The organism is Sphingobium sp. LMA1-1-1.1, assembly GCF_040676365.1.
Taxonomy (GTDB): Bacteria; Pseudomonadota; Alphaproteobacteria; order Sphingomonadales; family Sphingomonadaceae; genus Sphingobium.
This window is the reverse complement of the sequence record NZ_JBEGHS010000034.1, coordinates 462,361-475,389: the sequence shown is the minus strand read 5'-3', so window position 1 is coordinate 475,389 and position 13,029 is coordinate 462,361. Positions and strand designations below refer to the sequence as shown.

The 13,029-nt window shown below is 64.5% G+C and carries 15 protein-coding genes; 8 read left to right on the top strand and 7 right to left on the bottom strand.

What is annotated here, in order from left to right; translation table 11 throughout:
- Positions 1 to 75: 75 nt before the first annotated feature.
- The 6 genes from MRBLMA1_RS16390 to coxB form a co-directional block, all read right to left on the bottom strand.
- A complete protein-coding gene (locus MRBLMA1_RS16390) occupies positions 76 to 906 on the bottom strand; it encodes a cytochrome c oxidase subunit 3 (protein WP_363738115.1) in 831 nt (276 codons plus the stop codon).
- Positions 907 to 942: 36 nt separating this feature from the next.
- Complete coding sequence (locus MRBLMA1_RS16385) at positions 943 to 1,518, bottom strand: cytochrome c oxidase assembly protein (RefSeq protein WP_363738113.1); 576 nt, start codon at positions 1,516 to 1,518, stop codon at positions 943 to 945.
- On the bottom strand, positions 1,518 to 1,649 hold the full coding sequence (locus MRBLMA1_RS16380) for a hypothetical protein (protein ID WP_363738112.1): 132 nt from the start codon (positions 1,647 to 1,649) through the stop codon (positions 1,518 to 1,520). The genes MRBLMA1_RS16385 and MRBLMA1_RS16380 overlap by 1 nt, the downstream gene beginning before the upstream one ends.
- Positions 1,646 to 2,566, bottom strand: a complete 921-nt coding sequence (locus tag MRBLMA1_RS16375) for a heme o synthase (RefSeq protein WP_363738110.1) — start codon at positions 2,564 to 2,566, stop codon at positions 1,646 to 1,648. Before MRBLMA1_RS16375 ends, MRBLMA1_RS16380 begins: the two co-directional genes overlap by 4 nt.
- A 117-nt stretch (positions 2,567 to 2,683) precedes the next feature.
- On the bottom strand, positions 2,684 to 4,351 hold the full coding sequence (gene ctaD, locus MRBLMA1_RS16370; protein ID WP_363738108.1) for a cytochrome c oxidase subunit I: 1,668 nt from the start codon (positions 4,349 to 4,351) through the stop codon (positions 2,684 to 2,686).
- 18 nt (positions 4,352 to 4,369) lie between these two features.
- The gene (coxB, locus tag MRBLMA1_RS16365; protein ID WP_363738106.1) at positions 4,370 to 5,383 is read right to left on the bottom strand and encodes a cytochrome c oxidase subunit II; all 1,014 of its coding nucleotides are present in this window, start codon (positions 5,381 to 5,383) and stop codon (positions 4,370 to 4,372) included.
- 288 nt (positions 5,384 to 5,671) lie between these two features.
- Between coxB and pyrE the strand changes: the two genes are divergently transcribed.
- The 6 genes from pyrE (at position 5,672) to MRBLMA1_RS16335 (ending at position 10,550) form a co-directional block, all read left to right on the top strand.
- Complete coding sequence (gene pyrE / locus MRBLMA1_RS16360) at positions 5,672 to 6,253, top strand: orotate phosphoribosyltransferase (protein ID WP_363738243.1); 582 nt, start codon at positions 5,672 to 5,674, stop codon at positions 6,251 to 6,253.
- A gap of 2 nt (positions 6,254 to 6,255) precedes the next feature.
- Positions 6,256 to 6,993 carry a pyridoxine 5'-phosphate synthase gene (locus MRBLMA1_RS16355; RefSeq protein WP_363738104.1) on the top strand — a complete coding sequence of 246 codons (738 nt, stop codon included), beginning with the start codon at positions 6,256 to 6,258 and terminating at the stop codon, positions 6,991 to 6,993.
- Positions 6,990 to 7,391 carry a holo-ACP synthase gene (gene acpS / locus MRBLMA1_RS16350; protein ID WP_363738102.1) on the top strand — a complete coding sequence of 134 codons (402 nt, stop codon included), beginning with the start codon at positions 6,990 to 6,992 and terminating at the stop codon, positions 7,389 to 7,391. The genes MRBLMA1_RS16355 and acpS overlap by 4 nt, the downstream gene beginning before the upstream one ends.
- A 31-nt stretch (positions 7,392 to 7,422) precedes the next feature.
- Positions 7,423 to 8,313 carry a signal peptidase I gene (gene lepB, locus MRBLMA1_RS16345; RefSeq protein ID WP_363738100.1) on the top strand — a complete coding sequence of 297 codons (891 nt, stop codon included), beginning with the start codon at positions 7,423 to 7,425 and terminating at the stop codon, positions 8,311 to 8,313.
- A 21-nt stretch (positions 8,314 to 8,334) separates the two neighbouring features.
- Complete coding sequence (locus tag MRBLMA1_RS16340; protein WP_208108099.1) at positions 8,335 to 9,417, top strand: AI-2E family transporter; 1,083 nt, start codon at positions 8,335 to 8,337, stop codon at positions 9,415 to 9,417.
- 233 nt (positions 9,418 to 9,650) lie between these two features.
- Positions 9,651 to 10,550 (top strand): dienelactone hydrolase family protein, encoded by a 900-nt coding sequence (locus tag MRBLMA1_RS16335; protein ID WP_363738098.1) that lies wholly within the window; start codon positions 9,651 to 9,653, stop codon positions 10,548 to 10,550.
- A gap of 22 nt (positions 10,551 to 10,572) precedes the next feature.
- Here MRBLMA1_RS16335 and MRBLMA1_RS16330 read toward each other — a convergent pair whose 3' ends face one another.
- Positions 10,573 to 11,109 (bottom strand): peroxiredoxin, encoded by a 537-nt coding sequence (locus MRBLMA1_RS16330; protein WP_363738096.1) that lies wholly within the window; start codon positions 11,107 to 11,109, stop codon positions 10,573 to 10,575.
- Between the two features lie 202 nt (positions 11,110 to 11,311).
- On the opposite strand from MRBLMA1_RS16330, the gene MRBLMA1_RS16325 reads away from it, so the two are divergent.
- Entirely contained in the window at positions 11,312 to 11,854 is a 543-nt protein-coding gene (locus MRBLMA1_RS16325; RefSeq protein WP_363738094.1) for a hypothetical protein, read from the top strand.
- 83 nt (positions 11,855 to 11,937) lie between these two features.
- Entirely contained in the window at positions 11,938 to 13,005 is a 1,068-nt protein-coding gene (gene recF / locus MRBLMA1_RS16320; RefSeq protein WP_363738092.1) for a DNA replication/repair protein RecF, read from the top strand.
- Positions 13,006 to 13,029: the final 24 nt, after the last annotated feature.

The window sequence follows — 13,029 nt, the reverse complement described above, 5'->3', positions numbered from 1 at the left end:
CATAATGCCCCCGGCCGGAAAAGAAAACGGCCGGAGCAGGTCCGGCCGTTTTCCGTAAATCGATCGGCGAAAGGATCAACCGCCGTGCACCGGCGCGCCCCAGCCGCCCCACACATAGATGGCGACGAAAAGGAACAACCACACCACGTCGACGAAATGCCAGTACCAGGCAGCCGCCTCGAAACCGAAATGCTGGCGCGGGGTGAAGTCGCCCTTGTGCGCGCGGATCAGGTTCACCAGCAGGAAGATGGTGCCGATCAGGACGTGGAAGCCGTGGAACCCGGTCGCCATGTAGAAGGCCGAGCTGTACGGACTGCCGCCGAAGGGGAACGGCGCATGGGCATATTCATAGGCCTGGATCGACGAGAAGAGGGCGCCCAGGATAACCGTCAGCGTCAATCCCTTCTTCAGGCCGTCGCGATCACCATGAATCAGCGCATGGTGCGCCCAGGTGACGGTCGTGCCCGAACAGAGCAGGATCAGCGTGTTGAGCAGCGGCAGTTCGAAGGCGTTCATCACCTCGATGCCCTTGGACGGGAACATGCCCTCGATCGGCGCCAGCTGGCTGGGGAAGAGCGAGAAGTCGAAGAACGACCAGAACCAGCCCACGAAGAACATGACTTCCGATGCGATGAACAGGATCATGCCGTAGCGCAGGTGAAGCTGCACCACCGGCGTATGATCGCCCGCATGAGCCTCCGCAATGACATTGGCCCACCAGCTGTACATGGTGAACAGGACGCCAGCGACGCCGATCAGGAACACCCAGCCGCCGCCGGCGGGCAGCGCATCGGGATGCATCCACATGATCGCGCCGAAAGCCATGACCAGCGCCGACATGGAGCCGAAAAACGGCCAGATGCTGGGCGGAAGAATATGATAATCGTGGTTCTTGGCGCCTGCCATGACGTTTCTCATCCCCGTTCGCGTTATGATTGTGCCTTAGCTTGGCTTCTTGTCCTGCTCAACAGGATAGAAGGTGTAGCTGAGCGTGATTTCCTGCGTGTCCTTATTGTCGGCATCCGTCAATATCTTGGGATCGACATAATAGATCACCGGCATGCGCACCTGTTCACCCGGCTTCAGCGTTTGCTGGGTGAAACAGAAGCACTGGATCTTGGTGAAATAGGCCCCTGCCTGGAGCGGCGTGACGTTGAAGCTGGCGGAGCCGGTGACCGGCTTGTCCGACATGTTCTTCGCGATGAATATCGCCATGGTGCGCGCGCCGACCGTCACCGTCTGGGTGCTGCGCTCCGGGTAGAATTTCCACGGCATACCGGGCGCTACGTTGGAATCGAAACGGATCGACATGCGATGCCCGACCGCTTCTGCCACCTGCACGCCGGCAGCGGCGCGCTGCGTGGTGCCGCCAAAGCCCGTCCGTTGGCAGAAGATCCGGTAGAGCGGCACCGAAGCGAACCCCAGCCCCAGCATCGCCAGGCCTACGCCGGCCATGCCGATCATGGTGCGCCGGTTGCGGCGATCCCGGTCGAAGGGTGAAGGCGGAAGGCTCGCCATCAATGACCCCCACCGATCTTGGCGATGGTGATCGCGTAGAAGAGAATGACCAGAGCGCCCAGCAGCAGCCCCGTCACGATGGCGCGCGCCTTCTGCCGCGCGCGAATCTGGCCGTCCTCCTCGGGGGTCATGCGGCCACCCAGCGGTCGACGACCACCGCACCGAAAAGGAGAAACAGGTACAGGATCGAATATTTGAACAAGCGCTTTTCCGGCGCCATCCGCGCAGGATCACTCTCGCGCCGGCGCAACACCTGGAAGGCCAGCAATGCGAACAGCGCCGTTCCGAGCAGCGCCGTCGTGCCATAGATCGGGCCCGTCAGGCGCAACAGGACCGGGGCCATGGCGGCCACGGCCATGATGGCGGTGTAGAACCAGATATGGCGCCGCGTCGCCACTTCACCCGAAACCACCGGCAGCATGGGAATGCCGGCGGCGGCATAATCCGTCTTCACGAACAGGGCCAGTGCCCAGAAATGAGGCGGAGTCCAGAAGAAGATCAGCATGAACAGCGCAATCGGAAGCGCGCTGATGTCGCCCGTGACCGCCGCCCAGCCGATGACTGGCGGAAAGGCGCCCGCCGCACCACCGATGACGATATTCTGTGCCGTGCGGGGCTTGAGCCAGATGGTGTAGACGAACACGTAGAAGAGGATCGACACGGCCAGTACGGCAGCCGCGAGCCAGTTAGCCGCGATACCCATCAGCAGGACCGAGAAGAAGGACAGGCCCACGCCGAAATGCAGCGCGGACTGGCGATCCATCCGGCCCGCGGGCAACGGACGGTTGGCCGTGCGCTTCATCTTCGCATCGATATCGGCTTCATACCATTGGTTGAGCGCGGCGGCCGCGCCCGCCCCCAAAGCTATGCACAGGATTGCGGTGAAGGCGAGAACCGGATGGATATGCCCAGGCGCCGCGAGCAGGCCGCACAGCCCGGTGAAGACGACCAGCGTCATCACCCGCGGCTTGGTCAGCGCGACGAAGTCCCGCCAGTGCGCGGGAATCGTGAAAGCCGAACCTTCGGACATGATCGGCGAACTTGCCATAATCTCCTCACGCGGCGTCCCGGCGCGACGGCCACGCCGGGACTGCCCTGATTCCAGGATTGGCGGCCTTTACCCCAATCCTTGCGTCCCGGCAAACCGGGACGCCCCCGCCGATGATCAGTCGATGACCGGCAGCGTTTCGAACTGGTGGAAGGGCGGCGGGCTGGACAGCGTCCATTCCAGCGTGGTGGCGCCTTCACCCCAGGGATTACCCTCCGCCTTCTTGCCGGCGACCAGCGACCAGACAAGGTTGACGAAGAAGATCAGCATGCCCGCGGTCATGACTTCATAGCCGTGGCTCGCCACCTTGTTCCAATAGGCGAACGCTTCCGGATAATCGGGGTAGCGACGCGGCATGCCCGACAGGCCCAGGAAGTGCATCGGGAAGAACAGCATGTTCACGCCGACGAAGAACACCCAGAAGTGGAGATGGCCCAGAAATTCATTGTACATGCGACCCGACATTTTCGGGAACCAGTAGTAGAACCCGGCGAACAGGCCGAACACCGCACCCAGCGAAAGGACGTAGTGGAAGTGCGCGACCACATAATAGGTGTCGTGCAGCACGTCGTCGACGCCGCCATTGGCCAGCACCACGCCGGTGACGCCGCCCACAGTGAACAGGAAGATGAAGCCCAGCGCCCAGACCATCGGGGTCTTGTAGCTGATGGAACCGCCCCAGATCGTCGCGATCCAGGAGAAGATCTTGATGCCGGTCGGCACCGCGATCACCATGGTGGCGGCGGTGAAGTACATCTTCACGTTCACCGACATGCCGGTGGTGAACATGTGGTGCGCCCAGACGACGAAGCCGACCACGCCGATCGCGACCATGGCATAGGCCATGCCGAGATAGCCGAAGACCGGCTTGCGGCTGAAGGTCGAGACGATCTGGCTGATGATGCCGAAGCCCGGCAGAATCATGATGTACACTTCGGGGTGGCCGAAGAACCAGAAGAGATGCTGGTACAGTTCCGGATCGCCGCCACCAGCCGCGTCATAGAAGGTCGTGCCGAAATTGCGGTCGGTCAGCAGCATGGTGATCGCCGCAGCGAGAACCGGCAGCGCGAGCAGCAGCAGGAAGGCGGTGACCAGCACCGACCAGACGAACAGCGGCATCTTGTGCAGCGTCATGCCCGGTGCGCGCATGTTCAGGATGGTGGTGATGAAGTTGACCGCGCCCAGGATCGAGCTCGCGCCCGCGATGTGGAGCGACAGGATCGCCATGTCGACCGCCGGACCCGCCGAACCGCTGGTGGACAGCGGGGCATAGACCGTCCAGCCGGTGCCCGCGCCATTGCCGGTGCCGCCGGGCACGAAGGTCGAGCCGAGCAGCAGGGCGAAGGCGGGGATGAGCAGCCAGAAGCTGATGTTGTTCATCCGCGGGAAGGCCATGTCCGGCGCGCCGATCATGATCGGCACGAACCAGTTGCCAAAGCCGCCGATCATCGCGGGCATCACCATGAAGAAGACCATGATGAGGCCGTGGGCGGTGATCAGCACGTTCCAGAGGTGATAGGCCTGGTCCAGCGTGGCGGTGGGGCCATCGCTGAACTGCGCCCAGGTCTGGAGATACTGGATGCCCGGCTGCGCCAGTTCGGCACGCATCAGGCCCGAGATCGCGCCGCCGATGATACCGGCAATGATCGCGAAGATCAGATAGAGTGTGCCGATATCCTTGTGGTTGGTCGACATGAACCAACGCTGGAAGAAGGCCGGCTTGTGATCGGCGTCATGATGCTCATGAGCATGATCGCCGTGATGATCTGCGGTAATGGTGGTCATGGCGTCTATGCCCTTACATCAAAGCTTGGCGGCAGGAGCGGCAGCGGGCGCGGCGGCCTCCGCCGTGGTCGCGGCGGCGGCGCCCTTCAGCGTACCGCCCTGCGAGAGCAGCCACTGGTCGAACTGCGCGGGCTCCAGCGCCTCGATCGCGATCGGCATGAAGCCATGGCGCGCGCCGCACAGTTCCGAGCACTGGCCGTAATAGACGCCTGGCTCCTCGATGGTGAAGCTCTTCTCATTGAGGCGGCCCGGCACGGCGTCCATCTTCACCCAGAGCGAGGGGACCGCGAAGCTGTGGATCACGTCGGCGCCTGTGATGATCAGCTTGATCGGGCGACCGACCGGCAGGACCAGGCGGTTGTCCGGCGCCAGCAGATAGGGCTCGCCATTCGCTTCCGCCTTGTCGCGGGGCAGCAGGTTCGAAACGAATTCCGGAATGCCATTGTCGGGATATTCATAGCCCCAATACCATTGGTAGCCGGTGACCTTGACGGTCAGCGCATCCTTGGGCGCGGGCTTGTACTGGTCTGCCAGCAGGCCGATCGAGGGAATAGCGATGGCGAGCAGGATCACGACCGGGACCACGGTCCAGACCACCTCGATCACCGTGTTGTGCGAGGTCTTGGACGGCGTCGGGTTGGCGCTGCGGCGGAAGCGGACCATCACATAGAGCATCAGGACCAGAACGAAGATCGAGATGATGGTGATGATCGGCAGCAGCATCTTGTCATGCAGCCAGCGCGCGGTGTGCCCGGTTGGCGAGAACTGCTTCTGAAGAGTGATTTCACCCGGCATCGGCATGCCCTTGCCCAAAGTGGGCTTCATCCGGGGCGGCGCAGCGACCTTCGCCGCTGGCGCGGCCTGTGCGGCGGGCGCTGCTGCATTGCCGGCCGAATCAGCCGCTGCCGTTTCGTTCCCGGCGGCCGGAGCCGCCATCGCGGCATTGTCCTGGGCCAGCGCCGGACCGTTCATGGCGAGCGTAGGCGCAAAGGCCAACAACCCGGCGAGAACGAGCGATTTCACCTTGTTCATAAGCGTCTTCTTACCCCGTAACCCCTTGGCGCCGCTGCAACGAAGACACACGCATACACGTCCCCCCCGCCCGTATCGGTCTGCCGCGGCTTATAAGCATCTTTTTTTACGCCTCAAGCTTCCACAACCAGATTTTCTTCGCTGTTGCAACGCCTAGTTGGTGAGCCTATCTCGCACCCCGCGCGCAATTGCGCATATATGGGGCGAGATCATGGGGCGACCCATGGTGAAAAGGCGTGCCGCATCGCGCCCGAGCGGGGCGGCGTGGGCGAATGGATCAAGACAAGAATGACCGACGAGGAAGTATTAGCGGAATTCAGGGCTGCGGGCGCGTTGCTGGAGGGGCATTTCATCCTTTCCTCGGGCCGCCGCAGCGCCAATTATCTTCAGTGCGCGCGCGTGTTGATGAACGCGGAGCGGGCCGGACGGCTGGCGCGCGCCGTGGTGCAGAAGCTGCCCCGCGAATTGCGGCAGGACATCGATCTGGTGGTGTCCCCTGCGATGGGTGGGCTCATCATCGGCCATGAAATCGGCCGCGCGCTCGACAAGGACGCCGTTTTCCTGGAACGTCCCGAGGGCACGTTCGAACTGCGCCGCGGCTTCGCCATCACGCCGGGACAGAAGGTGCTGATGGTGGAGGACGTCGTCACCACCGGCCTCTCCTCCCGCCAGGCGATCGAGGCAGTAGAGGCGGAGGGCGGCATCGTCATCGCGGAGGCCGCGCTGGTCGATCGTTCCGCCGGAGAAGTGGAGCTGGGCGTTCCCTTCTACCCGCTCGTCAGCATCAATTTCCCCGTCTATGACGCGGACCAGGTCCCGCCCGAACTGGCGGCGATCCCCGCGATCAAGCCCGGCAGCCGGAAGCAGTAGCCATGTCGCAAACCCCCGCTCATCTGCGCCTGGGCGTCAACATCGATCATGTGGCGACCATTCGCAACGCGCGCGGGGGAACGCATCCCGACCCGGTCAAGGCGGCGCTGCTGGCGGCCAAGGCGGGCGCGGACGGCATCACCGCCCATCTGCGCGAGGATCGGCGGCACATTCGCGATGAGGATATCGCCACGCTGATGGCGGCGCTGACGGTGCCGCTGAACCTGGAAATGGCGGCGACGCAGGAAATGCTGGGCATCGCGCTCCGGCATCGGCCGCATGCCGCCTGCATCGTGCCGGAAAAGCGCGAGGAGCGGACCACCGAGGGCGGGCTGGACGCCGCCGGGCAGATCGACGCTCTCCGCCCCATCGTCGGCGCGCTGGGCGATGCCGGGGTGCGCGTCAGCCTGTTCATCGAACCTGACGCCGCGCAGATCGAGGCAGCCATTCGACTGGGCGCTCCCGTGGTCGAACTGCATACGGGCCGCTACGCGCATCTGGAGGGTTCCGCACGGGCGGAGGAGCTGCGGCGGCTGGCCGATGCGGCGGCGCTGGCGGCGAAGAACGGCATCGAACCGCATGCGGGCCATGGCCTGACCTTCGACAATGTCGGGCCGGTCGCCGCGATCCCGCAGGTCGCCGAACTCAATATCGGCCATTTCCTGATCGGGGAGGCGATCTTCAGCGGGCTGGAGAGCAGCATTCGCGAAATGCGCCGCCAGATGGATCTGGCCCGTTGATCGTCGGCCTCGGTTCCGACCTCTGCAATATCGAGCGGATCCAGAATTCGCTCGACCGCTTCGGGGAGCGGTTCGAGAATCGCGTGTTCACCGATGTGGAGCGGGCGAAGGCCAACCGCCGTCCCTTCACCAAGGCGGGCACGCTCGCCAAGCGCTTCGCGGCAAAGGAAGCGTTTTCGAAGGCCGTGGGCACCGGCTTCAAACGGGGCGTCTTCATGAAGGACATCGGCGTCGTCAACAGCCCAAGCGGCGCCCCGACGCTGCAGCTGAGCGGCGGAGCGCTCGCCCGGCTCGAATCGCTGGTGCCGGCCGGGCATCGGCCCGTCGTTCACCTGACGCTCACCGACGATCATCCATGGGCACAAGCCTTTGTGATTATCGAAGCCTTGCCATTATAAGCGCCGCATCTCTCCAGCCGGAAATCCTCCCATGACGGCAGCCGACATGACCGAAAACGATTCTGCCCCATCCGACCAGCCCGGCCCGGTTTCCGAGCCGGAAAAGGCGTCCGTGAACTGGTGGCACGAGGCGAAAAGCATCACCCTGCTGATCCTGGCAGTGCTGGCCTTCCACAGTTTCGTGGCCAAGCCCTTCTACATTCCCAGCGAATCGATGATGCCCGTGCTGCTGAAGGGCGACCGGCTGGTGGTCAGCAAATATCCCTATGGCTGGTCCTACGTCTCGCCCAGCTTCCATCCGCTGCCCTTCCTGAAGGGCCGGATCTTCGGCCGCATGCCCGACCGTGGCGATATCGTCATCGTTTCGCCGCAGGACAAGCGGGAGGATTATATCAAGCGGGTCATCGGCCTGCCTGGCGACATATTGGAGGTGCGGGGCGGACAGGTCGTGCTGAACGGCGTGCCGGTGCCGCAAAGGGTATTGAAGCCCATCCGCATCCCTGTTGACGGCAACGCCCCCTGCCCGCCCGCGCAATTCCCCGGCGCGCTGGTCACGGATGCGAACGGCAAAAGCTGGTGCGAACTGCCGGTGCGGCAGGAAGTGCTGCCCAACGGCAAGAGCTATGTCATCATCGATATGGGCCCAAGCACGCTCGACTGGTACGGCCCGGTGCGGATCCCCCCGAATCACGTCTTCCTGATGGGCGACAATCGCGACAACAGCGCCGACAGCCGCGCGCCGCTGGAGGAGAACGGACTGGGCGGACCGGTGCCGTGGGAAGCCATTGGCGGCCGGGCGGAGTTCATCACCTTCTCGCTCGACGGCGATTCATCCTGGAACCCGCTAAGCTGGCTCCATGCCCTGCGCGGTGGCCGTGCCGGGAACAGCCTGCGCCCGGCGAGCGTTACTCCACCGAAATAAGCCTTGCATAGGGGGCCTGGATTGAGCGGGACGAAAATCCACATTGAGGAACCCGGCCCCAGCGAATTGCGCAGCCCGCTGGTCCAGCATGAGATCAAGCGCGCGGGGGTCTGGTTCGCCATCGGCATCGCCATCGCGCTGCTCGTGCTGCTCGCGCAGCCGATCATGCTCATCATGGGCGCATTGGTCCTGACCACGATGATGGACGGCGGTACCCGGCTGCTGGGCCGGGTCCTGCCGATCGGGCGCGGCTGGCGACTGGCCCTGGTGCTGATCGCCGCCCTCGCCTTCCTGATCTATACCTTCTACCTGACGGGATCGAGCCTGGCTGCGCAGGCACAGGCGATGCGGGTCATCGTCGAGACGCAGATCAACCGCATTGGCCAATGGCTGCAACAGCTCGGCATCACCACCACGCCGGAGGATTTCAAGAGCCTGGCGCAACAGGCGATGAGTTCGCTCGGACGGGTAACGGCGGCGGTGGGGACGATGGTCGGTGCGGTCACCAGCGGGGTGATGATGCTGGTGCTCGCCATCTTCATCGCGATAGAACCCAAGCTCTATGAGCGCGGCGTCGCCTGGATGCTGCCGATGGACAGGCGCGGTCGCTTCTACGCCATTGCCGACCGGATGGGCTGGACGCTCCGGCGGCTGATGTTCGGCCGGCTGATCGGCATGACGGTGGAGGGCGTGGGAACCTGGCTGCTGCTTTGGGCCGGCGGGGTGCCGATGGCCGGGCTGCTCGGCATATTGACCGGACTGTTCGCCTTCCTCCCCAATATCGGGTCGATCATCTCCGGCGTGCTGATCGTGCTGGTCGGCTTTTCGGCGGGCGTGAATGCCGGGCTATATGCGTTCGGCGTCTATCTGGTCGTGCAGATCGTCGACGGTTACCTGATCGTACCGATGGTGGCCAAGCGCGCCACCGATCTGGCTCCCGCGCTCGTGCTGGCGGCGCAAATCCTGTTCGGCGCGCTGTTCGGGATCATGGGTCTGTTTCTCGCCGACCCGATCATCGCGATGATCAAGGTCTATCTGGAGGAGCGGTCGAAGGCGCTGGAAGCGGAGAATGAGAGGAGCGCGGCCGTCCCGGTCACGGGATGATCATTCCCTTTGCTCTTGGATTATAAGGGGACTTCAAGCATCGTGCGAAAAACCGGACAGCGATCATCCGATTGACGATGCGACGACGAAAATTCGGAGGGCATGGCCGCGCCTGATCTGACGCGGCGCGCCAGGATCAACGACTCGGAAAAATGCGGCATCCGGGGACAGGGCGTTCTCGCTCCATGTGAAAAGGCTCAGGCTCTGCCGCAATGGCTTGAGGAGAGATGCGCATGACCAACGGACAGGATCAGCCCCAACGCTTGCCAGAGGACAGAAACTGGATCGGCTCGACCGGACTCGACCGGCGCAAGCTGCTGATGGGCGGGGCATTCGCTGCCGGGTTCGCTGCCGCCTGCCGTCCCATATCCAGCAGCGCGGTCCAGACTTCCGGCGAAGGATTGAAGGAAGAGGCCGTGTCGATCAGGGCGAGCGACGGCTTCGCCATGCCTGCTTTCGTCGCGCGGCCTGCCGCCGCCAGGGCCGCACCGATCATCGTCGTGGTGCATGAGATATTCGGCGTGCACGAGTGGATACGCGATCTTTGCCGCCGCTTCGCCCAGGCGGGCTATTATGCCATCGCGCCCGACCTGTTCGCGCGCCATGGCGACGCGACCAAGGTCGCGGACTTCAAGCAACTGATTGGCACCATCGTTTCCAAGGCTTCCGACGAGCAGGTGTTGAAGGACATCGACGCCACCTATGCCTGGGCGGGCAGCCATGGCGGCGACGGCAGGCGGCGGGGCATGACGGGCTTCTGCTGGGGCGGGCGCGTGGTATGGCTCTACGCCGCCCATAGCAGGGAACTGGACGCGGGCGTCGCCTTCTATGGCCGGCTGATCAGCGACAAGACGGAATTGCAGCCGCTGAGCGTCATCGAGCAGGTGAGCCAGCTCAAGGCCCCGGTGCTCGGCCAATATGGCGCGCTCGACAAGGGCATTCCGGTGGCCGACGTAGAGAAGATGCAGGCCGCGCTGAAGATCGCCGGCAAATCGCCGCCCGACGCGATCACCGTCTATCCCGGCGCCGACCACGGCTTCATGGCCGACTATCGTCCCAGCTACAACGAAGCCGCCGCCAAGGCCGCCTGGCAGGCGACGCTCGACTGGTTCGGCAAATATGTGAAAAAATAAGGGCGTCGCCGGCGCGAACGCCCTATTTCTGCTTCATCGCCTGAACGGCCGCCAGCGTGCTCTTCACATGGCCGGCATAGTTCATCTCGCTATGGACGAAGGCGATGCGGCCACTCGGCGCAATGACATAGGAGGTACGGTCCGTCATGCCCGGCTGCATCTTCAGCGCCACGTCATAGCCCGACACGATGGCCGGCCCGGCCGATGCCACGGCGAACTTGCCCGCGCATTCCTTCGTGGAGAAGGCGACGAGATCGTTCACCGGATCGCCCGACATGCCGATGACGGTTGCGCCCGCTTTCCTGAAATCCTCGATATGTTCGGCAAATTCCCGCGCTTCGGCGGAACAGCCGGGCGTGAACGCCTTCGGGAAGAAATACAGCACCACCGGGCCGCGCTTCAACTGATGCGACAGCGTCAGCGTGAAGGTCTTGCCCGCGAGCGCGCCGCGGGTGGTGAAGTCGGGCGCCTTGGCCCCGACGGCCAGCGCGGCCATGGCGCCGTGAGAACCGGCGGCGGCAGCGGCAAGGGCGAGCGCGATCTTCAGGCTTCTCATCATCGCTTTCCTCTTCTTCCAGGCATATTCGCTCAGGCTCGGGCAGGCGACGCCGACATACCATCGCGTTCGGCCATGGTGATGACCGCAACGCTCGACGCGCGCAAGCCCGCCAGTGCGCTCGCTTCCACCGCGAGGAAAGAAAACATCTCCCTTCCCGGCCCGGCCGTGGCATAACGCCCCTCTCGACTGGAGGACAGCAGGAATGAAGCAGGAAGGCGGGCGGCCCGGAACCCATTGGCGAAGCGCCGGTTTTCTTCCCATGCGCGCAATGATCCTCCTGCCGCTGCTTGTCCTTGCGGCGTGCAACAACAAGCCGGGTGACCAGCCCGGCATGGCCACCAATATCGTCGATGAGGCGATGAACGACATCCAGCAGGTGCCGCAGGACGCGAACGAGATTCAGACCGCCGAGCCCGCACCGGAAATTCCCTCGTCGCCGGCGACGGTGGGGTCGACCATTCCCGCCAGCCTGCAGGGGCGCTGGACCGGGCTGGACGAAAGCTGCGCCGATCGCGCCGCCGACCTTGAACTGACGATCACGCCCACCAGCCTCGTCTTCCTGGAAAGCGAGGGGAAGGCGACCGGCGTGTCGCACGGCCCGGACGGGCGCATCCGCATCGACGCCGCCTTTACCGGCGAAGGGCAGAGCTGGAAGAGGAAACTGGAACTGCGCCCGTCAGCGGGCGGCAGCGAATTGACGGTGATCGACGGGGGCCGGGCTGTGACACGCAAGCGGTGTAGCTGATTTCCCGATCCTTGCCGTCGCAGGAACCGGAGGCGCTCTACTCCGCGCTTTCCCAAAGCCTTCGCACTGGATAGAGCCACCCCATGATCGGCCGTCTTACCTTGAGCGATTTCCGCAACCATGCGGATGCGCTGATCATGCCCGATCACAGCTTCATCGTGCTGACGGGCGACAATGGCGCGGGCAAGACCAACATATTGGAGGCCGTGTCGATGCTGGCTCCCGGGCGCGGCTTGCGAGGCGCGGCCCTGCGCGACATGGTCCGGCAGGACGGGGCTGGAGGCTTCGGCATTGCGGCGGAAGTGGACGGCGTGATGCTGGGCACGGGGGTTCTCGCTTCCGCGCCCGACCGGCGGCAGGTGCGGATCGCCGGCGTTGCCTCCTCCGCCAACGCGCTGGCCGATCATCTCTCCATCGTCTGGCTGACGCCCGCCATGGACCGCCTGTTCATGGACAGCCCCGGCGGGCGGCGGCGTTTCCTGGACCGGCTGACGCTGGCGCTGCATCCCGCCCATGCCGTGCACAGCGCCCGTTATGAGGCGGCGATGCGCGCGCGCAACCGGCTGCTGAACGATCTGTCCGCCGCCGATCCCTCCTGGCTGAGCGCACTGGAAACGCAGATGGACGAACATGGCGCCGCCCTGGCCGCTGCCCGTGCCGATCTGGTCAGCCGCCTTCAGGCTGCGCTGCAGGGCCAGCCCGACCAGCCCTTCGCCCGTCCCCTGCTGGCGATCGAGGAAGAAGCGAGCGAGGAACCCCTGGGGCTTCGCCTCGCGCGCGAGCGCCGCCGCGATGCCGCCGCCGGCCGCACCCTGTCCGGCCCGCACCGCCAGGATCTCGCCGTTGTCCATGCTGCCAAGGCGCAGGCCGCCGCGCTCTGTTCGACCGGTGAGCAGAAGGCGCTGCTGCTCTCCATCCTGCTCGCCCACGCCGCGCTGGTCTCGGCGCATCGCGGCCAGCCCCCGGTGCTGTTGCTCGACGAAGTGGCGGCGCATCTCGACCCATCGCGACGGGCTGCGCTGTTCGACCGGCTGCGCGAACCCGGCGGTCAGGTCTGGATGACGGGAACGGAAGACAGTCTTTTCAATGAGTTGGGTAAAGCCAGCCGATTTTGCGTAACGGCTGGCCAGGTCGTTCGTTCCGCAGATTGACGCGTCGCAACAACGATTCGTCGC